This window comes from Nonomuraea sp. KM88 (assembly GCF_052245635.1).
Taxonomy (GTDB): Bacteria; Actinomycetota; Actinomycetes; order Streptosporangiales; family Streptosporangiaceae; genus Nonomuraea.
The window spans coordinates 423690-447162 of record NZ_JBQQCC010000004.1 but is presented as its reverse complement, the minus strand read 5'-3'; the positions used below and the strand labels follow the sequence as shown (position 1 = coordinate 447162).

The 23473-nt window shown below is 71.3% G+C and carries 22 protein-coding genes; 9 read left to right on the top strand and 13 right to left on the bottom strand.

Features of this window, described 5'->3' with window-relative positions:
* Positions 1-2: 2 nt before the first annotated feature.
* From ACTWPV_RS15500 to ACTWPV_RS15450, 11 genes are all read right to left on the bottom strand, one after another.
* The gene (locus ACTWPV_RS15500; protein ID WP_443152286.1) at positions 3-908 is read right to left on the bottom strand and encodes a hypothetical protein; all 906 of its coding nucleotides are present in this window, start codon (positions 906-908) and stop codon (positions 3-5) included.
* Positions 905-1231: a PadR family transcriptional regulator gene (locus ACTWPV_RS15495; protein WP_347624114.1), complete on the bottom strand. Its 327-nt coding sequence runs from the start codon at positions 1229-1231 to the stop codon at positions 905-907. The genes ACTWPV_RS15500 and ACTWPV_RS15495 overlap by 4 nt, the downstream gene beginning before the upstream one ends.
* An 88-nt stretch (positions 1232-1319) precedes the next feature.
* Positions 1320-2516, bottom strand: coding sequence for a hypothetical protein (locus ACTWPV_RS15490; RefSeq protein WP_443152285.1), 1197 nt, complete (start codon positions 2514-2516; stop codon positions 1320-1322).
* Between the two features lie 174 nt (positions 2517-2690).
* Entirely contained in the window at positions 2691-3635 is a 945-nt protein-coding gene (locus tag ACTWPV_RS15485; protein ID WP_443152284.1) for a Ppx/GppA phosphatase family protein, read from the bottom strand.
* On the bottom strand, positions 3626-4114 hold the full coding sequence (locus tag ACTWPV_RS15480; RefSeq protein ID WP_443152283.1) for a DUF501 domain-containing protein: 489 nt from the start codon (positions 4112-4114) through the stop codon (positions 3626-3628). The genes ACTWPV_RS15485 and ACTWPV_RS15480 overlap by 10 nt, the downstream gene beginning before the upstream one ends.
* Positions 4104-4520: an FtsB family cell division protein gene (locus tag ACTWPV_RS15475; RefSeq protein ID WP_347624118.1), complete on the bottom strand. Its 417-nt coding sequence runs from the start codon at positions 4518-4520 to the stop codon at positions 4104-4106. The genes ACTWPV_RS15480 and ACTWPV_RS15475 overlap by 11 nt, the downstream gene beginning before the upstream one ends.
* 93 nt (positions 4521-4613) lie before the next feature.
* Positions 4614-5891 (bottom strand): phosphopyruvate hydratase, encoded by a 1278-nt coding sequence (eno, locus tag ACTWPV_RS15470; protein ID WP_443152282.1) that lies wholly within the window; start codon positions 5889-5891, stop codon positions 4614-4616.
* A gap of 58 nt (positions 5892-5949) precedes the next feature.
* Entirely contained in the window at positions 5950-6879 is a 930-nt protein-coding gene (locus ACTWPV_RS15465) for a MazG family protein (protein ID WP_443152281.1), read from the bottom strand.
* A gap of 3 nt (positions 6880-6882) precedes the next feature.
* Complete coding sequence (locus tag ACTWPV_RS15460; RefSeq protein ID WP_347646237.1) at positions 6883-7506, bottom strand: hypothetical protein; 624 nt, start codon at positions 7504-7506, stop codon at positions 6883-6885.
* A gap of 29 nt (positions 7507-7535) precedes the next feature.
* The gene (gene mfd, locus ACTWPV_RS15455) at positions 7536-11033 is read right to left on the bottom strand and encodes a transcription-repair coupling factor (RefSeq protein WP_443152280.1); all 3498 of its coding nucleotides are present in this window, start codon (positions 11031-11033) and stop codon (positions 7536-7538) included.
* Positions 11034-11126: 93 nt separating this feature from the next.
* Positions 11127-11504, bottom strand: coding sequence for a signal peptidase I (locus ACTWPV_RS15450; RefSeq protein WP_347646235.1), 378 nt, complete (start codon positions 11502-11504; stop codon positions 11127-11129).
* 62 nt (positions 11505-11566) lie between these two features.
* On the opposite strand from ACTWPV_RS15450, the gene ACTWPV_RS15445 reads away from it, so the two are divergent.
* From ACTWPV_RS15445 to ACTWPV_RS15435, 3 genes are all read left to right on the top strand, one after another.
* Positions 11567-12286, top strand: coding sequence for a class I SAM-dependent methyltransferase (locus ACTWPV_RS15445; protein WP_443152279.1), 720 nt, complete (start codon positions 11567-11569; stop codon positions 12284-12286).
* 70 nt (positions 12287-12356) lie between these two features.
* Positions 12357-13571 carry an adenylyl-sulfate kinase gene (gene cysC, locus ACTWPV_RS15440; protein WP_443152278.1) on the top strand — a complete coding sequence of 405 codons (1215 nt, stop codon included), beginning with the start codon at positions 12357-12359 and terminating at the stop codon, positions 13569-13571.
* Between the two features lie 75 nt (positions 13572-13646).
* Positions 13647-14525 (top strand): sulfite exporter TauE/SafE family protein, encoded by an 879-nt coding sequence (locus ACTWPV_RS15435; RefSeq protein WP_443152277.1) that lies wholly within the window; start codon positions 13647-13649, stop codon positions 14523-14525.
* Here the strand turns inward: ACTWPV_RS15435 and ACTWPV_RS15430 are convergent.
* Positions 14522-15553 (bottom strand): glycoside hydrolase family 26 protein, encoded by a 1032-nt coding sequence (locus ACTWPV_RS15430; protein WP_347646231.1) that lies wholly within the window; start codon positions 15551-15553, stop codon positions 14522-14524. The genes ACTWPV_RS15435 and ACTWPV_RS15430 overlap by 4 nt on opposite strands.
* A 353-nt stretch (positions 15554-15906) precedes the next feature.
* On the opposite strand from ACTWPV_RS15430, the gene ACTWPV_RS15425 reads away from it, so the two are divergent.
* Genes ACTWPV_RS15425 through ACTWPV_RS15400 form a run of 6 tightly spaced genes read left to right on the top strand, consistent with a single transcriptional unit; the run spans position 15907 to position 22480 of the window.
* Entirely contained in the window at positions 15907-17226 is a 1320-nt protein-coding gene (locus ACTWPV_RS15425; protein WP_443152276.1) for a Wzz/FepE/Etk N-terminal domain-containing protein, read from the top strand.
* Entirely contained in the window at positions 17223-18536 is a 1314-nt protein-coding gene (locus ACTWPV_RS15420) for a hypothetical protein (protein ID WP_443152275.1), read from the top strand. The genes ACTWPV_RS15425 and ACTWPV_RS15420 overlap by 4 nt, the downstream gene beginning before the upstream one ends.
* Positions 18533-19429, top strand: coding sequence for a hypothetical protein (locus ACTWPV_RS15415; RefSeq protein ID WP_443152274.1), 897 nt, complete (start codon positions 18533-18535; stop codon positions 19427-19429). The genes ACTWPV_RS15420 and ACTWPV_RS15415 overlap by 4 nt, the downstream gene beginning before the upstream one ends.
* Entirely contained in the window at positions 19426-20280 is an 855-nt protein-coding gene (locus tag ACTWPV_RS15410; protein WP_443152273.1) for a sulfotransferase domain-containing protein, read from the top strand. The genes ACTWPV_RS15415 and ACTWPV_RS15410 overlap by 4 nt, the downstream gene beginning before the upstream one ends.
* Positions 20277-21587: a lipopolysaccharide biosynthesis protein gene (locus ACTWPV_RS15405; protein WP_443152272.1), complete on the top strand. Its 1311-nt coding sequence runs from the start codon at positions 20277-20279 to the stop codon at positions 21585-21587. Before ACTWPV_RS15410 ends, ACTWPV_RS15405 begins: the two co-directional genes overlap by 4 nt.
* A complete protein-coding gene (locus tag ACTWPV_RS15400; RefSeq protein WP_443152271.1) occupies positions 21584-22480 on the top strand; it encodes a sulfotransferase in 897 nt (298 codons plus the stop codon). The genes ACTWPV_RS15405 and ACTWPV_RS15400 overlap by 4 nt, the downstream gene beginning before the upstream one ends.
* A 30-nt stretch (positions 22481-22510) precedes the next feature.
* Here the strand turns inward: ACTWPV_RS15400 and ACTWPV_RS15395 are convergent, their stop codons facing one another.
* Positions 22511-23347: a WecB/TagA/CpsF family glycosyltransferase gene (locus ACTWPV_RS15395; protein WP_443152270.1), complete on the bottom strand. Its 837-nt coding sequence runs from the start codon at positions 23345-23347 to the stop codon at positions 22511-22513.
* Positions 23348-23473: the final 126 nt, after the last annotated feature.

The window sequence follows — 23473 nt, the reverse complement described above, 5'->3', positions numbered from 1 at the left end:
GATCAGCGCGTCGCCTTGGGACTCGGCGTCGCCGTGGACGTCGGCTCCTGATCGGCGGCCGACGGGGTGGCGCTCGGCGCCGGCTGCGCGCAGGAAGGCGACGGCGACGGCGAGCCGGTGCTCACGTAGTCCGGCCTGGTCAGCGGCAGCGGGTAGCGGTTGAGGATCGGCTCGCCGCACGACCTGTCGACCGTGTAGCCGTACTGCTCGGGGTCGGTGGTGAGCGGGTTGCCGTCCTGGTCGTAGAGGTAGACGTCGGTCAGCGGGGTGCCGTCCTTGGCGTACGGCTTGATGTTGTAGACGCCGTCGGACGACGCGTTGCGCACCCACGCGGGCTCGGCCATGTAGACCGACTCCGGAGCGGGCGAGCGTGGCGCGTCGACGATCGCGGCGAACAACGCCAGCCCGGCCACCGCGTTGGCGGCCACCGCGAGCAGCACGACCAGCCGGCCCCTGCGCCTCCTGCCGAACCACACCGAGGCGAGGACGCAGGCCACCGCCACGGCCCAGTCGGCGGCGGTCGCCGGACCGAGCCTGCTGTCGCCGGCCATCGACACCAGGATCATGGCCAGCACGTAGCCGCGCAGCACCCACCACCCCGGCCGCAGCTCCGGCAGGAAGGCCACAAGGCTCCTGTAAGGCGTGTAGCCCATGAGGAAGGCATGCGCCCTCAGCGCCTGCTCCCGCGGGCCTCGACGGCGTCCACGCCGGCGCTCGGGGCGCTCCCCGTAGGCGGCGGCCAGCTCCTCCGCGTAGGCGGCGGGCGGCCCCAGCCGGTCTTCCAGCGGCAGACCGGACTCCGCCGCGATCTCGGCCAGATGGTCGTCGAGGTCGTCGAGCAGCTCCTCCCGCTCCGGGTGATCGGCCAGAGCATCGCGTACGGCCTGCGCGTATTCTTCTGGAGTCATTCTTGGCCCTCCTTGAGCAGGGATGCCATGGTCTCCGCGAAGGAGGACCAGGTCTTCGCCGAGGCGGCGTACATGCTCAGGCCGACCTCGTTGAGCCCGTAGTACTTGCGGTGCGGGCCCTCGTCGGACGCCATCACATATGAGGTCAGCGCACCGGCCTTGAACAGGCGGCGCAGCGTCCCGTAGACCGAGGCGTCGCCCACCTCGTGGAGACCCGCCTCCCTGAGCCTGCGCACGATGTCGTAGCCGTAGCCGTCGCGCTCTTTGAGCACGGCCAGCACGGCCAGGTCGAGCACGCCTTTGAGCAGCTGGCTGCTATCCACGCCATGAACACTACTGTGCATAGCGCAGTAGCGGCAACAAGAAACCGGGTGGCGCCAGGAGGCACCACCCGGTTCTTCGTTCAGTCGCTCACTTGGACGGCAGGTCCCTGGCCGGAGGCGAAGCCACCGGGGGCGAAGGCACCGACGTCGGCGAAGCGGACGGAGCCGGAGCGTCCGGTCCGCAGGGCGCGTAGCCACTCGTGGAGGAGTCGCTGTTGTTCGGGCCCGTGACCGACAGCGTCACGTTGCCGCCGTGGGCGTGCCGGCCCGTCAGCTTGCCCTTCGAGAAGGAGACGCGCTCGGAACCACCGTGACGGCCGAACTCGGCCACACCGCTGGACACGGTCGCACCGTTGAGCGTCCAGCTCCACTTCACCCGGGCGGCGCCGGTCGAGCGGATGGTGCCGGAGGCGCTCAGCGAGCACGCGGCCGTGGTCGAGACCGAGCTGGACGCGCTCACCTTGGCGTGGGAGCCGGGCACGTGCACCGGAGGCTTGTCCTTGCACCAGACCTTGTAGTAGGCGCGGTTGGAGGAGGTGGCGTCCGGACGGAGCACCTGCAGCTGCGCCCAGCCGCGCTGGCTGTGGCGCGGAGCGAAGCTGAAGCCGACCTTGCGCGCGTCGCGGACCTTGACCTTGCCGTAGTCGACGACGTCACCGTTGAGGACCCAGCGGTAACGCACCCACGTCGGGCGGTCGGTCTTGATGACGCCGGCGACGCCGATCCTGTCACCGTCGCAGGAGCCGACGTACCTGCTGGGGTTGACCCAGGCACGCGCCGACACCGTCCGGTCGAGGTGCGTGCGCACCTCCTTCAGCCTCTCCTCCTTCTCGCAGGAGACGGAGAAGTAGCCCTTCTTCGAGGTGACCTTCTTCGGGCCGAGGACCTGGACGGCCTCCCAGCCCTTCTTGACGTCGTCCTTGAAGGTGATGGACTGCCGGACGGTGACCGTCTTGGTCCCCTTGCCCTTGAGCGTGACCGTCTTGACCTTGCTCTTGGACCCGTCGCCGTGCAGCCACCGGTAGGCCAGCTTCGTCTTGCCCTTGACAGGCACCTTGACCGTGGCCGAGAACTTGATCTTGGCCGGGCAGGAACCTTCGTAATTACGGGTGGAGGCCTTCGGCCGGGCCACCGTGACCTTGGAACCCGCCTTCGCCTTGGCAGCGGCGGCCGTGGCCGCGGTCGCCGCCTGCGCCGGACTGGAGACCAGGCCCGCAGCCAAGGCGGCCAGCACCGCGGTCGACGCACCGATCGCCGCCGCCTTACGTGCTAACCCAACAGACATCATGTGAGAGTGCTCCATTCCTTGAGGGAAGAGGCGCGCTCGGGGACGGTCGCCACGCCGGCACCTTCCGTGCGCAGCGATATGGCAAAGCCCCCGTATGCACCTTTACTCAAGCACAATACTGATCGCGCCCTCAACATGATGCATAGACCGGAAATGTCCGGATTTCTTCAGCTATCCGGCTATAGACCACGCAATACCGTCAAGGATGTCGTGCTCGCTAACAACGACCTGGGAAAATGCGAAACGGCGTACGATCCGGTCGAGAATAAGCGCTCCCGCGCCAATGACATCCACGCGCCCCGGATGCATGACCGGAACGGCGGCACGATCACCATGCGTCATCGCGAGCAACCGCCGCGTCACGTCGTGGACCTGCTCGGCGGAGATCCGCGCATGGTGGATGCGGTCAGGGTCGTAGGCGGGCAGATCGAGTGCCATGCCGGCCACCGTGGTCACCGAGCCCGCCAGGCCCACGAGCGTGTGCGCCCGCCGCACCGGCACCGCCGACTCGACCCGGTCGAGCGCCGCCTCGATGTCGGCCACCACGGCCTCCAGAGCGGGCGCCGAGGGCGGGTCGCCGGCACGCAGATGCCGCTCGGTGAGGCGTACGCAGCCGATGTCCACCGACAGCGCCGCCTCGGCGTGCTCGGAGCCGACCACGAACTCCGTGGACCCGCCGCCGATGTCGACCACCAGGTAGGGGGGCAGCGGCCCCTGCGGCACCTCCGTCTCGGGCGACAATGTGACCAGGCCCCTGGTCGCGCCCGTGAACGACAGCTCGGCCTCCACGTCGCCCGTCACGACCTCCGGCTCCACCCCGAAGAGCTCGTGCACGCCGGCCACGAACTCCTGCCGGTTGGCCGCGTCTCTGGTGGCGCTCGTGGCCACCACACGGGTCGCGGTCGCGCCGTGCCTGTCGATCAGCTCGCGGTAGGCGCGCATCGCCTTGAACGTACGCTCCAGCGCGTCGGGGGCCAGCCTGCCGGTGCGGTCGACGCCCTGACCCAGGCGGACGATCTCCATCCGCCGCTCGACGTCGTCCAGCACGTCGTCGCCGGTGTCGGCGATGAGCAGGCGTACGGAATTGGTGCCGCAGTCGACGGCGGCTACACGCATGGTCCGTCACTCCACCATTCGGGGAGGGCGTCGAGCGCCTCCCTGCCGATCGGGTTGCCGCCGGGCACCGCCAGCTCGTGTGCGACGAGGGCGTGCAGGCACTTGACCCGCAGCGGCATGCCGCCCGTGCTCTGCATGTCTTGCGGCAACGGCTCCAGGCCCTGCTCACGCGCGGCCTGGTCGCGCCTGGCGACGTAGTCGTCGTGCGCGGCCTGGTAGGCCCGCGCCAGCTCGGGCTCGGTGGCCAGCCTCGCCTGCATCTCGCGCATCAGGCCGGAGCCCTCCAGCGTGCCGATGGCCGAGGCCGCCTTCGGGCAGGTCAGGTAGTAGAGAGTCGGGAACGGCGAGCCGTCGGGCAACCGCGGCGCGGTCTCGACCACGTCGGGGTTGCCGCACGGGCAGCGGTGCGCCACCTCGCGCAGCCCTCTGGGCGGCCGCCCGAGCTGCCGGTGCACGACCTCGGCGTCTTTACCGTCCAACACTCTCCTTCCCGGTGACCGCCCGGCGCCCGGTGCCCTTGTCCGCGGCCTCTACGGACTCCCAGAGCGTTTGGTACCACGGCGGCACCGCCGCGGGCTGCTTCACTTCCGCCTGCTCCTTGCCCCGGTGGGGCGCCATCACGACATAGCACTTCTCGCCAGGACCGCAGTAGTGCAGCCGCTCCTTGGCGGTCTTCTTGATCCAGTTGGGATCGTTGCTCTGCCGGTCGCGGGCCAGCAGGGCCTGCTTCTCCGCCTCGACCCTGGCCTTCTCCTCGCGCAGCTCCGAGATGCTGCGGCGCAGGCTGATGTATTCGCGGACGGGGTAGGCCAGGCTCATCGCGATCGCGCACACCACGACGGCCAGGATGGCCGCCCGCCCGGTCAGCTGCGGTCTCTTCGCCATGTGCTGCACCCCCTGCTCGTCGCCTCACCTCGGGAGGCGGCTCGGTCGCCGTGAGAGCCGCCGCCCCGGGCTTCGGTGCTCCCTCGCTCGAAACTAGCGCCGGAAACGCGGGAAAGCCGCGCGACCCGCGTAACGGGCGGCGTCGTCCAGAAGCTCCTCGATGCGCAGCAGCTGGTTGTATTTCGCGACCCGGTCGGAACGGGCAGGCGCTCCGGTCTTGATCTGGCCGCAGTTGACCGCCACCGCGAGGTCGGCGATCGTCGTGTCCTCCGTCTCGCCGGAACGGTGGCTCATCATGCACCGGTAGCCGCTGCGGTGGGCCAGGTCGACCGCGTCGAGCGTCTCCGACAACGTGCCGATCTGGTTGACCTTGACCAGCAGGGCGTTGGCCGTGCCGTCCTTGATGCCGCGCTCCAGCCGCTCCGGGTTGGTGACGAACAGGTCGTCGCCGACGAGCTGCACCTTGTCGCCGAGCGCGTCGGTGATGGCCTTCCAGCCCGCCCAGTCCTCCTCGTCGAGCGGGTCCTCGATCGAGACGAGCGGGTAGTTGGCGACCAGGTCGGCGTAGAACTCGATGAGCTCCTGCGCCGACAGGCCCTTGCCGTCGATCGTGTAGACGCCGTCCTTGTGGAACTCGGAGGCGGCCACGTCGAGCGCCAGCGCGACGTCCTCGCCCGGCACGTAGCCGGCCCGCTCGATCGCGACGAGGATCAGGTCGAGCGCGTCGCGGTTGGACGGCAGATTGGGCGCGAAACCGCCCTCGTCGCCCAGCCCCGTGGCGTAGCCCTTCTCCTTGAGCACGCCCTTGAGCGCGTGGTAGACCTCGGTGCCCACACGCACCGCCTCGCGGAACGTCCCGGCGCCGATCGGCGCGATCATGAACTCCTGGATGTCGACGTTGGTGTCGGCGTGGGCTCCGCCGTTGAGGATGTTCATCATCGGGACGGGCAGCACGTGGGCGTTGGGGCCGCCGACATAGCGGAAGAGCGGCAGGTCGGCGCTGTCGGCCGCGGCCTTGGCGACGGCCAGCGAGACGCCCAGGATGGCGTTGGCGCCCAGCTTGGCCTTGTTGGGCGTGCGGTCCAGGTCGATCATGATCTGGTCGATGATGCGCTGGTCTTCGGCCTCGACCCCGTTGATCTCCTCGAAGATCTCGTCGGTCACGGCGAGCACGGCCTTCTCGACGCCCTTGCCGCCGTAACGCTTGCCGCCGTCACGCAGCTCGACCGCCTCGAACTGGCCGGTGGACGCCCCGCTCGGCACTGCCGCACGGCCACTGCTGCCGTCGTCGAGCACGACCTCGACCTCGACCGTCGGGTTGCCCCGGGAGTCGAGGATCTCGCGGGCGTATACGACCTCGATGGTAGCCACGGGATGCGCTCCTAAATCGAAAGGCAATATGCCATCAGAGCCTATCGGTACGCCCCGCTCAGCTGGACGACTCCCACGTGCGCACCCGGTCTCGGTAGGTGCGGGCGGCCGCCCGCAGCTCGGCCTCGGCGTCGAGCCCGGCCTCCGCGGCCCTGCGCACGAGGTCGAACAGCTCCCTGGCCACTCCTTGGCCGACGGCGGCCGACAGCGACCCGGGCGCCCCCGCGCGCTCGGCCCTGCGCAGGAGCTGGGCGGCGAGCGACAACGCCGGCTGGCCCATGGGCACGCCGTCGAGCGCCGACTCGCTGCCCTTGGCCGCCCGCTCCGCCGCCTTGATCGCCTCCCAGTTGTCGTTCACCTCGTCGGCGCTCTCCGCCCGCACCGAGCCGAACACGTGGGGGTGGCGGCGTACGAGCTTGCCGACGATGCCCTCGGCGACGTCGTCCATGTCGAAGCCCTCGGCCACCCGCGCGTGGAAGACCACCTGCAGCAGCAGGTCACCGAGCTCCTCTCGGAGCGCGGGATAGTCGCCCTGCTCGATCGTCTCCAGCACCTCGTAGGCCTCTTCGAGGAGGTACGGCACCAGCGACTCGTGCGTCTGCTTGCGGTCCCACGGGCACTCGGTGCGCAGCCGGTCCATCACCGCGACCAGGTCGAGCACCCGCGCCCCCGGCAGGTCGTAGGACCCCGGCACCACCTCGATGAGCGGCGGCTCGTCGAGCCCGATGGCGGCGTTGCCCACCGCCCGCATGAAGGCCTCGTCGTCCTCGGCCAGCCACACGACCGTCTCGGCGACCGACCTGGCGGCCAGCTCCCGCGCGTCGGGCTCGACGACCTCGACCTCGACACCGGCCTCGGCCAGGTAGGGGAGCTGGGGATGCGCGGCGTTGCCGGTCAGCACCGGACCCGAGCGCAACGCCTGCCAGGCCTGGTGGCTCAGCAGGCCTGGAGCGACCCTGGGCGAGGTGGTGACGACGATCAGCGGCACGGGCTAGCCCTGCTGCTGCGGCTGCTGCTCGGTGACCTTGCCGAACCTGGGGTTGAGCGTGTCGAAGCGAGGGCTGTAGGTGACCTTCACCGTGTTCAGTTCCTTCTTGAACCGCTCTTCCCCGCCCTGGCCGCCGAACTTCTCCCGCAGCTTGATCAGGCCGGCCAGCGCCCGGCCGTAGTCGCGGGCGTTCGCGGGCGCGACGGTGCCCTGGCCGATCAGGAGCTGGAGCTCGGCGGACGGATATTGCGTGCCGTCGGGCCCGAGCGGGCTCTGGATGATCTTGTCGATCTCCGCCTGGCTCACCTGCACGTTGTGGCGCGCCATGAGCTGGCTGTACGCGCTGACCTCGACCATGCGCTGCAACACGCGCCGGCTGGTCGACGCGCCGGTCTCCTGCTCCAAGACCTCTTCGAGGCTCCTCCCGCCGAGCGCGGCCTCCAGCTGCGCAGGCAGCTTGGCCCTACGCAGGGCGTCGGAGTAGGCCCGCGTCTCCTCGTTCAACTGGCTGGCGGAGATGCGCTCGTTGCCCACCACGGCAGCGGCGCCGGCCTGCATGGGCGAGGAGCAGGCGGTCAGCGCCATGCCCGCCGCCGCGGCGGCCACAGCCACTCGTATCGACTTCACGTACGTCCCTTTCCGACCGTAAATCGCCGCTAGCTTACCCGTGCGGGCTCGAGGAACATCGCCTCGACCAGATCGCCACACCATTTGAGCAGGTCGAGATCGCGCAGCGGCTGCCCTCCCAGCGGCTTGGTCTTGGGCACCGGGACCAGCAGAGTCTCCGCCGCCTGCTTGTATATCGCCTTCTTGTAGAGCCGGTCGAGCCGGACCTGCTGCGACTCCTGCAGCCGCACCGGGCCGAACTTGATGTTCTGGCCCTGCAGCGTGACGTCCGTCAGCCCGGCCGAGCGCGCCTTGATGCGGAACCTGGCCACCTCCAGGAGGTTCTCGACCTCCGTCGGCGGCCGGCCGTAGCGGTCGGTGAGCTCGTCGCGGACCTCGTCGATGTCGGCGGGCGAGGCGATGGCCGCGATCCGTTTGTACGCCTCCAGGCGCAGCCGCTCGGAGGTGACGTAGTCGTGCGGGATGTGGGCGTTGATCGGCAGCTCGACCTTGACGTCGTGCTGCTCCTCCGGCGCCTCGGCGCCCGACAGCTTGGCCTTCTGCTCCTGCACGGCCTCGGCCATCAGGCGTACGTAGAGGTCGAACCCGACGCCCGCGATGAACCCGGACTGCTCGGCGCCGAGCACGTTGCCGGCGCCGCGGATCTCGAGGTCCTTCATCGCGACGTACATGCCCGCGCCCATCTCGGTGTGCTGCGAGATCGTGGCGAGCCGCTCGTGCGCGGTCTCGGTCAGCGGCTTCTCCGGCGGATAGAGGAAGTAGGCGTAGCCGCGCTCCCTGCCTCGCCCGACCCGCCCTCTGAGCTGGTGGAGCTGCGACAGACCGTAGTTGTCGGCCCGGTCGACGATCAGCGTGTTGGCGTTGGGCACGTCGAGCCCGGACTCCACGATCGTGGTGGAGACCAGCAGGTCGTATTCGCGCTCCCAGAAGCCGACCATGATCTTCTCGAGCTGGTGCTCGTTCATCTGCCCGTGGGCCACCGCGATGCGCGCCTCGGGCACCAGCTCGCGCAGCCGCGCGGCGACCCGGTTGATCGAGGCGACCCGGTTGTGCACGAAGAAGATCTGTCCGTCGCGCATCAGCTCGCGCCTGATCGCCGCCCCGATCTGCTTCTCTTCGTACGGCCCCACGAACGTGAGGATCGGGTGCCGCTCCTCCGGCGGCGTGAGGATCGTCGACATCTCGCGGATGCCGGTCAGCCCCATCTCCAGCGTGCGCGGGATCGGCGTGGCCGACATGGCCAGCACGTCGACCTGCGTGCGGAGGTGTTTCATCGCCTCCTTGTGCTCGACGCCGAACCGCTGCTCCTCGTCGATGATGATGAGGCCGAGGTCCTTGAACCTGACCTCGGGGCTGAGCAGCCGGTGCGTGCCGATCACCACGTCGACGGCGCCGGACCTGAGCCCTTCGAGGCTGCCCTTGACCTCGCCGTCGGTCTGGAAGCGCGAGACGGCCCTGATCGCGACGGGGAAGCTGGAGAACCGCTCGGCGAACGTCGACATGTGCTGCTGGACCAGCAGCGTCGTCGGCACCAGCACCGCCACCTGCTTGCCGTCCTGCACCGCCTTGAACGCCGCCCGCACCGCGATCTCGGTCTTGCCGTAGCCGACGTCGCCGCAGATCAGCCGGTCCATCGGGACGCCGCGCTCCATGTCACGCTTGACCTCGTCGATGGCCTCCAGCTGGTCGCCGGTCTCGGCGTAGGGGAAGGCGTCCTCCATCTCCCGCTGCCACGGCGTGTCCGACCCGAAGGCATACCCCGGCGAGGCCATGCGGGCGGAATAGAGCCTGATCAGCTCGCCGGCGATCTCCTTGACCGCCTTCTTCGCCCGCGACTTGGCCTTGGCCCAGTCGGCGCCGCCCATGCGGTTGAGCGTGGGAGCCTCGCCGCCGACATAGCGGGTGACCTCGTCGAGCTGGTCGGTGGGCACGTAGAGGCGGTCGCCCTTGGCATATTCGATGACCAGGTATTCGCGGGTGGCCCCCTGGACCGTGCGCTGCACCATCTCGACGTAGCGGCCCACGCCGTGCTGCTCGTGCACCACGTGGTCGCCGACCTTGAGCTGCAGCGGGTCGACCATGTTGCGGCGCCGCGACGGCAGCCGCCGCATGTCCTTGGTGGACGCCTTCTGCCCGACCAGGTCGAGATGGGTGAGCACGGCCAGGCCCGGCGTGATGAAGCCGTGCTCGATCAGGCCCGTCGTGACGTGTACGACCTTGGGCTCGGGCGGCTGGTCGATGAACTCCCGCAGCCGCGCGGGCACGTCGACGCCCTTGAGCAGTTCCACCATGCGCTCGGCGGGGCCGTGGCCCTCGCTGAGCAGCACGACCGCCTTGCCGTCGGCCAGCCAGCCCTTGATGTCGGCCAGCGCCCTGGCCGTGTCGCCGCGGTAGGCCTCGGAGTCGTGCGCGTCGAGCTCGACGCCGGCGCCGAACGGCGCCATCGTCCACCAGGGCTGCCCCAGCACGTCGGCGTGCGTGCGGATCTCCTCCAGCGAGCGGAACGCCGCCGCCCCCAGGTCGATGGGCGCCTCGCCGCCGGCCGCCGCGTTGATCCACGAGGCTTCCAGGAACTCCTGCGAGGTGCGTACGAGCTCCTCCGCCCTGCTCCTGATGCGCTCGGGGTCGCACACGAACACCGCCGACCTGGCCGGCAGGTGGTCGAGCAGGAGGTCCATCTCCCCGGCCAGCACGGGCGCGAACGCCTCCATGCCCTCCACCGGCGTGCCGTCGGCGAGCTGGTCGAGCACCTCGGCCAGCGCCGGGTGCTCCTCGGCCAGCTCGCGGGACCTGGCCCTGACCTCGTCGCTCAGCAGCAGCTCGCGGCACGGCGGCGCGAACAACCCGTCCTCGGCCGCCTCCAGCGAGCGCTGGTCGGCCACCTTGAACCAGCGGATCTCCTCGACCGTGTCGCCCCAGAACTCCAGCCGCAGCGGATGTTCCTCGGTGGGCGGGAAGACGTCGAGCAGCCCGCCGCGGACGGCCACCTCACCCCGCTTCTCCACCATGTCGACCCGGTGGTAGCCGTTGTTGACGAGGTTGCCGACGACGTCGTCGAGGTCGGCGTCGTCGCCCGCGCGCAGCCTGATGGGCTCCAGGTCGCCGAGCCCTTTCACGATCGGCTGCAGCAGCGCCCTGATCGGGGTGACGATCACGCTGAGGGGCCCGGCGGCGGTGTCGTCCTTGATCGGGTGGGCCAGCCGCCTGAGCACCGCGAGCCGCTGACCGACGGTGTCGCTGCGCGGCGAGAGCCGCTCGTGCGGCAGCGTCTCCCATGCCGGGAACACCGCCACCGAGCCGAGCTCCGCAGGATCGACCAGGCTGGTCAGCGCCGCGGCCAGGTCTTCGGCCTCACGCCCGGTCGCGGTGACCGCGAGCACGGTGCGCTGGTCGTGGCCCGCGAGCGCGGCCACGCCGAACGGGCGCAGCGCGGACGGCGCGACCAGCGCGACGTCGCCGCCCTCCTCGAGAGCGGCGGTCAGTTTCGGGTCAGCGCGAACAAGGTCAAGCAGTCCGGAAAGACTCATCAGATACGCCCACAGCCCATTTGCGGCAACACGACTACCCCCGGCCGGGACAGGTCGCGGGGGTTCCTCACCCAGGGTACTCGCCGCGCCGGCTCACCCGAGCTTGTAACCGGGCACCGAGGGCCAGCGCACGGTGAGCACGGTCGACGCCGCCTCGGCCCGCCACGAATGGTCGACGCCCTTGCCCCAGACGACGTAGTCGCCCGGCTCGGCCAGCACCACGTCGCGGCCGCGGAACTCGACCACGAAACGCCCGCTGATCAGGACGAGCAGGGCGGTGCGCGTCTCGCCGACGGCCCACGCCGCCCGCCGGTCGCCCGGCGGGTGCACGCCCCACTTGATCTCGACCTCGTCGCTGTGGCGCGGATCGCCCGGGGGCTTGAAATGGCCGAGGAGCCAGCCGGCGTCACCGGCGCCGTCGACGCCCGCGTTGCCCACGTAGATCCCCGGCTCGGGCACCTCATCGCTCACGGGCCAGGACGCTAGCAGGGAAATACGTCACACATAACGATTGGTTGATTACTGTAGGTGACATGTCTGAGGTGCGAACCGTCGCCCAGCGAGGCGACCTCTTCGGTCAGCGGGTCCGCGAGCATTGCGCGATGCAGCCGCACAAGCGGCTCGACGTGCTGGTCGCCGGCTGCGCGCATGACGGGCCGCTGGTGCTGGAGCACATCGAGACCAAGGCCACGGGAGCCGACGAGGACCACCCCGTCATCAGGCGGCTCCTCGAGGAGCGGGGAGACCTGGCCGCGTGGTCGCTGGGCGACCTGCGCTGCGTGCCCATGCCGCCCAGGTCCTACGACGTGGTGCAGGTGTCGTTCCTGCTGGAGCGGGTCAGGCACGCCGAGCTGATCTTCGACCGCCTGCTGCAGTCACTGCGCCCCGGCGGCCTGGTGCTGCTGCGCATGCGCGACCGCGGCTCCGCCTATGGCCTGCTCGACCGGATGACGCCGTCGTGGCTGCGCGGCCTGCTGTGGCGCCCGCTCGTCCCGCCGGGATGGCCGGGGCCGCTGCCGACCGTCTACGAGCCGCTGACGTCGAGCGACGGACTGCACGCGTTCTGTCTCAGCCGCGGCCTCATGATCACCGACGAGGTGCGCACCATCAGCGGCCCCGCGCGCTCCCGCCGCATCGGCGCCGCAGCCATCACGGCGGTCTCCAGGCTGACCAACGACCGCTATCCCGCCTCCCACGACGAGATCACCATGGTGATCAGGAAACCCCAGCACCACTTCGCCCGGCTCATCTAGTGCCACACTGTTTCCACCCGCTAGGATTCTTTCCTACCAATTCAATCGGATTAGTTGGGATGACGAATACGTGGAGTGGACCCCCGACCCGCGCGAGCTGGCCGATCTCGAGCTGCTGCTCTCCGGCGCGTTCGAGCCGCTGACCGGGTTCCTCGGCCACGACGACCTGCACGCCGTGCATGAGCGCGGCACGCTCGCCGACGGCACGTCGTGGCCCGCTCCCGTCACCCTCCATCTGCCCGCCGACGTCTCACCCGGCGACGAGGTCACCCTGCTCGATCCCGAAGGGCTGCCGCTGGCCAGGCTGACGGTGAGCGCCCACGAGCCCGACGGGCTGACCTCCGGGCCCGTCCACGGCCTCGGCACGCCCGAGCACGGGCCGTTCGCGCGCCTGCGGCGCACGCCGGCCGACGTGCGGGCCGAGCTCGGCGGGCGGCCCGCGCTCGCCGTCACCATGCGCGGGCCGCTCGACGACCTCTCCGAGATCATCGCCACCGCGAAAGAGCTCGACGCGGTGATCCTGCTGCTTCCCCTCGCGTACGGCGAGGCGGGCCCCGCCGTCGTACGCGCCGCGCTGCGCGCGAGAGACCAGCTACCCGAGGGCACGCTCGTCGTCTCCGTCCCCCTGGCGCCACGCGACGAGCCGGAGATCGACCTGGAGCTGCGCGAGCACGTCGCCACCGCCTACGGCGCGACCGAGCACCTGGCGGGCCCTGACCCCGTGCACATCCCCGGCCCGCCGCACCGGCGCGGCCTCGTGGTCTTCTTCACCGGGCTGTCCGGCTCCGGCAAGTCCACCGTCGCCCGCGGCCTGCGCGACGCGCTGCTGGAGCTCGGCACCCGCACCGTGACCTACCTCGACGGCGACGTGGTGCGCCACCTGCTGTCCAAGGGCCTGACCTTCTCGAAGGCCGACCGCGACCTCAACATCCGCCGCATCGGCTTCGTCGCCGCCGAGGCCGCCCGGCACGGCGGTCTGGCCATCTGCGCGCCCATCGCCCCCTACGCGGCGACCCGCGCGGAGGTGCGCGAGACGGTCGAGTCCGTCGGGGCCGACTTCCTGCTCGTACACGTCGCCACGCCGCTGGAGGAGTGCGAGCGCCGCGACCGCAAGGGCCTGTACGCCAAGGCCCGCGCCGGGCTCATCCCCGAGTTCACCGGCATCTCCGACCCGTACGAAGAGCCGGACGACGCCGACCTGACGATCGACACCACGCACATCACGATCGAGGCGGCCGTCTCCCAGGTCCTGGAGACGCTGAGGTCCGGCGGCTGGGTCCGGTGAGCGACGCAGTGAGCGGAGTGGAGGGCCGAGGAACGAGGCACTCCGCGCAGCGAACGAGGAGCTGGTGAGCGACCGATGAGCACAGATCTGGCGCTGATCGGCGGGTCGTTCCTCGTCGCGATCGTGGTGGGCCTGACCGGCATGGGCGGCGGGGCCCTCATGACGCCCATGATGATGTTGTTCTTCAACGTCCCTCCCCTGGCCGCCGTCTCCAGCGACCTGGTCGCCTCGGCCGTGATGAAGCCGGTCGGCGGCGTGGTGCATCTGCGCACCGGCACGGTCAACCTGCGCCTGGTGGCCTGGTTGTGCGCGGGCTCGGTGCCTGCCGCGTTCTGCGGGGTGTTCCTGGCCCGCGCGTTCGCGGTCACCGACGCGGTCAAGTACGCGCTCGGCGTGGCGCTGTTGCTGGCCGTGGCGGGCATGGCGGTCAAGTCGTGGCTCGGCGGGCGGGGTGGATCGTCGAGCGCGCATGAGATCGTCGTGCGCCCATTTCCGACCCTACTGGTCGGTATGATAGGCGGTCTGGTCGTCGGCGTCTCGTCCGTCGGCTCGGGATCGCTGATCATCGTGGCCCTGCTCGTGCTCTATCCGGCGCTCAAGGCCAACCAGCTCGTCGGCACGGACCTCGTCCAGGCCGTGCCGCTGGTCGTCTCCGCGGCGCTCGGCCACCTGCTGTTCGGCGACTTCCAGGCGGACCTCACGCTGTCGCTGCTCATCGGCTCGATCCCGGGCGTCTATCTCGGCGCCAGGATCTCCTCGCGCGCACCCGGCGGCCTCATCCGGGCGATGCTGGCGATCGTCCTGCTCGCCTCCGCGCTCAAGCTGCTCGACGTGGACGACCTCGTCACCCTCTGCGCCCTCGCCGCCGCCACCGCGGTAACCGTCGTGGGCTGGCGCCTGCGCGCCAGAGCCGAGACTCCCCAGCCGCGGGGCGAGAAGGTCGGCACGCGCTAGGGCCGCGGCACCGGGGTGGCACGGAAGTAGGGGTCACGGGCGAGCGCGGTGAACGCGCGGTCGGCCGCCTCGTCGGAGTCGAAGCTGGTGTCACCGCGCGGCGCCTGCGGGGAGTCAAAGTAGATCAGCGCCTTGATCTGGGGATAACGCTTGATCTGGCGGCGTACGGACTCGAAGAAGGCCCGCTTGAACGACCGGTCGAGCGGCCGCGAGAACGCCCCCCACTCGGCCACCATGACCGGCTTGCCGGGGAAGCGGGCCTGCATCCAGCGGTAGAAGCCCGGCCAGTCGGGATATTCCTTGCGGGTCTTGTTGACCAGGCCCTCGAAGTCGTCGACCCGATGGTCGGCATAGGGGTCCATGGCCACCCAGTCGACCACGTCGTCACCCGGATAGAGGTCCTCGAACCAGGGCTTGGCCGCCCAGTTGGGCGCCCCCATGTACGTCATCACCATGACGGCGTTCTTCACGCCCCGCTCCCGCAGCCGCAGCACGATGTGCCGGAACATCGCCGCGTAGTCGGTGGCCTGCATGCCCGAGCCCGACGAGGCGTCCACGTCGTTCTCCGGCTCGTGGTGCACGGTGAGGAAGAACCGCTCGGGGAAGGTGCGCCGGAGGTGGCCGGCCAGCCGGTCGATCCTGGCGTCGAGCGCCCCGTCGGCGATCTCGGCCCAGGTGTGGTCGAACGACGGCTTCCAGTTGATCAGCAGCAGCCTCGGCCTGGCCGGGTCGCGGGCCAGCCGGATCTCGGCGTCGGTCGGGAACAACTCGCTGCCCCGGTGGTAGACGTGCAGCACGTCTGCGCCGGCGTCCATGCGCGACTCCGCGCCGCGCAGCGCCTCCTCCACCGGGGCGCCGGTGAAGATCTCGGGCGCGATGCCCCACCAGGCGCCGCACGACGGGATGAGCTTGCTGGTCGCCGTGCACGCGGGCGGGCCCGCGACGTCACGCGCCGGCTCCTCGACCGCGACCGGCGCCCCGGCGTCGGAGTCGGCCACGGTGGAGCAGGCGGCCATCGTCGTGGCCACGGCCAGGATCATGCCGGTGAATGCCGTGTTCGTCGCGTTATGAGAAATGCCCCGTTGCCGCAAAGCCTTCCAACCCCCCTTGTCGAACGACCCTGCCTGTCAAACCTGAACCTTGCCATGACATTCCGCGAACTTCAGCCAGTGTGGAAGTCTCCCCACGTCACCGCGGCCACAATTCGCCCGACTTATCCATGTATTTCGATATATGAAGGGGCTTCTTTGTGGCCGTACCGGAGAAAATCTTGTGTATTCAGCCGAGGTAAAGGCGGGCGGCCCTATAGTGGGCGCACACCCGGCCGGTGACGCAGAGTCGCTGATCGATGACGACGCGCACATGATCCAGGAGACCCCTCATGAGCCTGCCGCCGGACCCTCAGGTCCCCCGCACCGGCGCCCAGCTGGGTGAGCATCTCGCGCCGCTGCGCCGTCGCTGGGCCGTCCTCGTCGGCTGCGTCGTCGCCGGCGGCGCCGCGGGGCTCGCGCTGCTGTGGTTGACGCCGGCCTCCTACACCGCGACCACGCAGGTGCTCGTCATGCCCGTCGGCACGCAGGAGCCGGGCAACCAGGTGACCAACCGCCAGCGCGAGGCGCTCAACCTCGACACCGAGGCCCAGGTCGCCCAGTCCACCGTGGTCGCCACGCGGGCCGCCATGGCGCTGCGGGGCGCCGAGCTCGAGGAGGTCGAGGTCTCGGTGCCGCCCAACTCCGCGGTGTTGTGGATCGCGGTGACCGCCGCCGAGCCCGCCGCCGCGGCGGCCCAGTCCCACGCCTACGCCGAGGCCTACCTCGCCCACCGCCGCCACAACGCGCTGACCGCGATGGCCGAGCAGCAGCGCACCGTCCTCGCCAAGCTCAAGCACGTCAACTCCGCCATCGAGCTGACGATCAAGCGGCTGCACACGCTGCCCCGCGGCAGCGCCGAGCACGCGATCGCCGCCCAGCGCCAGAACGTCCTCAACCGGCAGGCCGCCAACCTCGCGCTGAAATACGACGAGCTGCGGACCGTCGCGGTGACCCCCGGCGCGATCATCAGCAAGGCCGAGCCGCCCACCGAGCCCAGCGGCCCCGTCCTGCCGCTCCACCTCGGCACCGGGCTCATGGCCGGGCTGCTCGCCGGCACGGCCGCCGCCCACGCCCGCGACCGGCTCGACACGCGGCTGCGCACGGCCGCCGACATCGAGCGCCTGACCGGCCTGCCCGTTCTCGCCGACCTGTCGAGACCGGGCGAGCACGAGCTGCCCCACGACCTGGCCGGCGCCGTGGTCGCCGCATGCCCCGGCAACCGGCTCCTGGTCAAGGCGCTGCCCGCGCACCTCTACGTCTCCTCGCCCGCCGAGCCGCTCGCGGTCGGCGCGCCGCTGACGGTGCTCGACGGCTCCGACGTGCGCGACCTGTCCAGGGCGGACGCGGCCCTGCTCCTCGTCGGGCTCCGCCGGGTCACCTCCACCGAGGTCGCGGCCACCGTACGCCGCCTCGCCCGGCACGACGTGCCCGTCATCGGCGCGGTCGCCGCCACCGACGCGGTGCCGTCGTTCGTCCCCTACATCGAGGCGCGCCCGCACACCTCGCTCGGCAAGCTCGTCGCCACCGGCGAACTCCAAGTGAGCGTGCCGGCTGAGGGCACGCGCATGCAGGCGCCGCACCGGACCAGGCGGAGGGGCAAGCCAGCGTGAAAGGCCCCGCGTGGCCCATCGCCGCGCTGCTGGTCGGCTATCCGATCTGGTGGGCGCTCGGGTTCGGCGGCCTGGCGGTGATCGTCCTGGCGGCACCCATGGTGGTGATCCTCTGGCGGCGCAGGCCGATCAGGGTGCCGCGCGGGTTCGGGCTGTGGCTGCTGCTGCTGGCCGGCTATCTGGTGAGCGGTCTGATGCTGGCGGAGATGCCGCCCGGCACCTACGGCGAGCTCGGGCCCGGCAGGATCATCGGCTACGGCATGCGGCTGGCGCTCTACACGGCGATCCTCATCGTGGTGCTCTACCTCGGCAACCTGACCGAGCGCGAGCTGCCGCAACTGCGCCTGGTGCGGATGATGGGCGCGCTCTTCGTCACCACGGTCGCGGGCGGGCTGCTCGGCGTGCTGTTCCCGTCGTTCCACTTCACCTCGCCGGTGGAGCTACTGCTGCCCGGCTGGATCGGCGAGAACCCGTTCGTCCAGAACCTCATCCACCCCACCGCCGGCCAGACGCAGAAGGTGCTCGGCTACGCCATGCCCAGGCCCGAGGCGCCCTTCGAATGGGCCAATGCGTGGGGCAGCAACGTGTCGGTGCTGCTCGTCTGGTTCGTGGTCGGCTGGTGGGTGTACGGCGGGCGGCGGCGCAGGGCTCTCGCCGTGGTGCTGATCGCTCTGGCCGCCGTCCCCATCGTGTACTCCCTCAACCGCGGCCTGTGGATCGGTCTCGGCCTGGCCGTGCCCTACCTGATCGTCCGGGTGGGCGGGCGCACGCGCGTCGCGCTCTGCGGGGGCGTGGCCGTGGCGGCGCTGGCGTTCGCGCTCAGCCCGCTCGCCCCGCTGTTCGCGCAGCGGCTGGACAAGCCGCACTCCAACGACATCAGGGCCTTCACCGTGAGCGCGACGCTCGCCGCCGCCACCCACTCGCCGGTCATCGGCTACGGCAACACGCGCAACGCGACCGGCAACCACCGCACGATCACCACGGGCAAGACCCAGTGGTGCACGGGCTGCGGGCACCCGCCGCTGGGCAGCGACGGGCAGCTCTGGCTGCTGATCATGACGCAGGGGTTCACCGGGGCGGCGCTCTACGTGGCGTTCTTCGCGGGCGCCATCCGGCGGCACTGGCGTGACCGCAGCCCCGCCGGGCTGGCCGGAGTGCTCGTCATGGGGCTCGTGCTGCTCTACATGTTCGTCTACGACGGCCTGTTCACGCCGCTCAGCCTGTACCTCATCTCGTTCGCCATCCTGTGGAGGAACGCGTCACCCGCTCCCCGGCATGAGGGCCGGAGTATCCCTGGAGGTTTCCGATGACCGACGCCGCCGTCCGCCTCGGCTATCTCGCGGAGACCGTGCGGCTGCTGTATCCCGGGCCGGGCTCCCCCCGCCCTTACACCGTGCTGCCGCACACGGCCCTGCCGCGCCGGCTCGCGCCGCGCCGCTGGTGGCATGTGGGGTCGCGGGTCGTGGTGCCGGTCGAGGGCTCCATCGCGGCGCACCTGAGCGAGGTCTTCGCCCGGCCGGTCGAGACGGTCCTGCACGTACGTCCCGCGCGGCGGGCCAACCGCAAGCCCGTTCTGGAGGTGCGCTCGGGAGCGCGGCGGCTGGCGTTCGTGAAGATCGGCGACAGCCCGCGCGCCCGCGAACTGGTCGCCGCCGAGGCGGCCGCCCTGCACCGGCTGGCCGGGATGTCGCTGGACACGGTGGTCACGCCCAGGGTGCTGCACCACGGCGGCTGGAACGGGCTCACGGTGCTGGCGCTCGCCCCGCTGCCGGTCCGGCACGGCCGGGTGAGCGAGCCGCTGCGGCTCGCCGCGGTCAAGGAGATCGCGGCCACCGGAGGGTCGTCGCCGGCCTGGCACGGTGACCTCGCGCCCTGGAACATGTGCCCCTCCCCCGACGGGCGGCTGCTCGTATGGGACTGGGAGCGCTACGAAGTCGGCGTGCCCTACGGGCTGGACGCCGTGCACCACTTCTTCCAGCGGGCCCTGCGCAGGATGAGCCCGCCGGTCGCGGCGCGGGCCTGCCTGGCACAGTCCGTACGCGTGCTCGCGCCCCTGGGGGTGTCGGCGTCGGTGGCGAGGCAGACCGCCCTGCGTTACCTGATCGCGCTGGCCGACAGGCACGCGGCCGACGGCCACGCCCCGCTCGGGCCTCCCGAGACCTGGCTCTGCCCGGTCGTCGACCACGAGGAGCTGCTCACGTGAAGGCCTTCAAGGCGCCGGTGTTGTCGATGTCCAGGAACACGGGCAGGTTCACGTCGGGCGCCCGGATGTTGCCGTCGTTCCTGATCGCGGGGGCACAGCGGTGCGGCACCACCTCGCTGTACCGCGCCCTGGAACAACACCCGCTGCTGCTCAAGCCGGTGTTGCACAAGGGCGTGCACTACTTCGACGTCGGCTATGAGCGGGGAATGTCCTGGTATCAGGGGCATTTCCCGCTGCGGGCCGGCGCGGCGCTGCTCGGCCGCCGGTACGGCGCGCGGGCGCTGGCGTTCGAGTCGTCGCCCTACTACCTGTTCCATCCGCTGGCCGGGGAGCGCATCGCGGCCGACCTGCCCGGCGTGAAGCTCATCGTGCTGGTGCGCGACCCGGTGGAGCGGGCCTGCTCCGCGCACGCCCACGAGCTGGCCAGGGGGTTCGAGACGGAGTCGCACTTCGAGCGCGCGGTCGAGCTGGAGGAACGGCGCCTGGCCGGAGCGGAGGAGCTGCTGCGGAACGAACCCTTCGCGCTCCACCACGCCCATCGCCACCAGGCCTACCTCGCCCGGGGCCGCTACGCCGACCAGCTCGACCGGCTGGAGCCGTTGTTCGGGCGCGAGCGCATCCTGGTGCTCGACAGCCACCTGTTCTTCGCCCGGCCGAGGGCCGTCTATGACCGGGTACTGGACTTCCTGGAGGTGCCCCGGCTGGGCTGTCCGGAGTTCGAGCGGCACAACGGCCGGGCGTTGCCGCGCCGGGTGCCGCCCGATCTGGGGCGGGCGCTGCGGGAGCACTTCGCCCCGCACGACGCCCGGCTGGCGCGGTGGCTGGGCGGTGAGCCGTCGTGGCGCCAGTGACCGGCCCAGTGGTCGGCCCGGTGGTCGGCCCGGTGGTCGGCCCGGTGGTCGGCCCGGTGGTCGGCTCGGTGAGGCGGCGGGGGTTCGCCGGGGTCGCGGGGGCCGTCTTCAGCGCGCTCGCGCAGTTCGCCCTGGTCGTGGTGGTGACGAGGGCGTTCACGGCGGCGGAGGCGGGGGCGTTCTTCACGGTGACCGCGCTGGCCCTGATGGCGGCCGGGATCGCCAAGCTGGACGCCGGGAACGGGCTGATCTACTTCATCGCCCGCGCTCGAACCTTCGAGTATCGCGGTATTTCGGGATATATCCGGGCGGCGCTCCTCCCCAGCGTGGTGGCGGCCTGCGCCGCGGGCGCGCTGCTGTATCCGCATCTCGGGTTGCTCGCCGCGGCGATCCCGCTCATCGTGGCGGGCGACGTCCTGCTGGCCGCCACCAGGGGGTTCGGGGCCATGCGGCCCACCGTGGTGCTGGACGGCGTGCTGGTGCCGGGCTGCCAGCTCGCCCTGGTGACCGCCGTGGCGCTGACCGGGGCGGTGTGGTGGCTGCCCGTCGCGTGGGCGGCGCCGTACGCGCTGCTGCCGGTCCTGGCCGCCACCACGTTGCGGGGACGGGCGCCGCACACGCCGTACCTCTCGGGCACGGACCGGGACCTGTGGCGCCACACCGCGCCCCGCTCGGTCGCAGGAGCGATCCAGGCGGTGTTCCAGCGGGTGGACATCCTGATCGTCGCCGCGCTCGGCGGGCCCGCGCAGGCCGCCGTCTACACGGCCGCCACCCGGTTCAAGGTGGTCGGGCAGCTCGCCAACCAGGGACTGGCGCAGGCCGTACAGGCTCGGCTGGTGAGGGCGCTCGCCGAGGGCGAGCGGGCGCGCGCAGGGGAGCTCTACCAGACCGCCACGGTCTGGCTGGTGCTGATGACCTGGCCGGTCTGGATGGGGTACGCGGCGCTGGCGCCCTGGCTGCTGCACCTGTTCGGCCCCTCCTACAGCCAGGCGGCGCCGGTGGCGCTCGTCCTGGCGGGGACGATGATGGTGGCCACGGCCTGCGGGATGGTCGACGTGGTGCTGACCGCCGCCGGGCACACCGGCGCGAGCCTGCTCAACCTGCTGGCCGCGATCGCCTGCACCGTGGCCCTCGACCTGGCCCTGATCCCCTCGTACGGGGCTCTCGGAGCGGTCGTCGGCTGGTCGGGCGGCGTCCTGGTGAAGAACCTGCTCCCCTTGTGGCAGCTCCACCGCCGCTACGGCCTGCACCCGTTCGGGCGCCACACCCTGGCGGCGCTGCGCCTGCGCACGCGGGCCGCCGCGTGACCCGGGCCCCCGTGCTGGTGACCGGCCTGCCGAGAAGCGGCACGAGCTGGACCGGCAAGATGCTCGCCGCCGGCGGCGACCTCGTCTACGTCAACGAGCCGCTCAACCCGCAACACCCGCCAGGACGCTGCCCGGGAGTGCTCAGGGCCGAGGTGACCCACCGGTTCCAGTACATCTGCGACGACAACGCCGCCACCTGGCTGCCCGCCTTCCGCGACACGGTCGCCCTGCGCTACCGCTGGCTGTCCGAGGTGCGGGCCAACCACTCGCCGTACGACCTGGCCCGCCTCGTCCGTTACGGCACCGCGTTCACGCTCGGCCGGCTGGCGGGCCGGCGGGCGCTGCTCGACGACCCGTTCGCCGTGCTGAGCGCCGGCTGGTTCGCCCGCCGCCTGGGGTGCCGGGTGATCGCGCTGGTGCGCGATCCGGTGTCGTTCGTGGCGAGCTGGCAGCGGCTGGGGTGGACCGTCCACTTCCACGAGCTGCTGGAGCAGCCGCTGCTCGTACGTGACCACCCCGGCCTGCTGGAGTTGCGCGCCCTGGTCGGCTCGCAGGACCGCATCGCCAAGGCCGCCGCGCTGTGGCGGGCGACCCGCTCGATCCTGGCCCGCACGCCGGGCATCCTCATCACGTCGTACGAATCCCTGGCCGCCGACCCGCTCCCCCGCTTCCGCGACCTGTACGACCACGCCGGCCTGTCCTGGACGCCCGCCGCCGAACGCCGCATCCTGCGAGCCTGCACCGGCCCCTCAGCGCCTGGGAGGGGGTTCGCCTGGTCGGGACTGTCACGCACGGCGTACCGGCCCATGGACTCCCGCCGGGCCCTGCGCGATGCGGCCCGCGGCCTCACCCCCGAGGACGCCGCCCGCGTACGAGCCCTCACCGCCACCTGACCCGGCCATCCGGCGCTCATCCCGTCGGAGTCAGCCGCTCTGCCGGATCGCCGGACGTGACCGGGCACCGGACCTGACCCGTGCGATGAGCGAGCCGCCCAGCAGCCGGGCCGCGAACGGCAGGTCGTCGACCATGTAGCGGCGCGCCAGCCGGCCGGGCTCGACGGCCAGCCGGAACGCCCATTCCAGCCCGGCCCGCCGCATCCACTCCGGAGCCCTGGCGACCGTCCCCGCGGCGAATCCGATCGCCGCGCCACACCCCAGGAACCACGTCCCCGGCAGCTCGTGCCGCAGGTCGGCGATGAGCCGGTCCTGTCTCGGGAATCCCAGCCCGGCGAACACGAGCCGTGGCCGTGCGGCGACCACCCTCCGCAGGACGCTCTCCCTGCCCTCGGTGGTCGCGTCGAAGCCGTACGGCGGACCGTGGGCGCCGCATACCCGCAGTCGCGGAAAGCGGCTCGTGAGCTCGGCCGCGGCCTTGCGCGCGACGCCGTGCGGGCCGCCGAGCAGGTAGACGGGCCAGCCGTGACGGGCGGCGGAGCGGCTGAGCGACCAGATGAGATCGGCTCCCGTGACGCGCTGGGGCAGCGGGGTGCCCTGCAGCCTGGCCGCCCACACCAGCGGCATGCCATCGGCCACGACGAGCTCCGCCGAGCACACCAGGTCGTTCAGAGCGGGATCGGCGACGGCGGCTCTGCAGATGTCGACGTTCGGGGTGACGATCCGGCCGCCCCTTCCCGACTCCAGCTCGCCTGCCACCCATGCGACCACGTCGTCCTCGGTGAGCGCGTCCACCTCGACCCCGCCCACCCGTACCCGCGCCGCCCGCCGCGCTCCCGGGCCGAGAGCCTCCGCTCCGGGCGCCACGGACGGCACCGGCCCCGCACAGGGCTGTGCCGCGAGAACGGGAACCGCCCGCCCGGAGGAGGCTAAGGGCCCGGCGGGACGCTCGTGGGACATGGCGCCCGTGGCTGTGGCGTGTAGCGGGGTGGT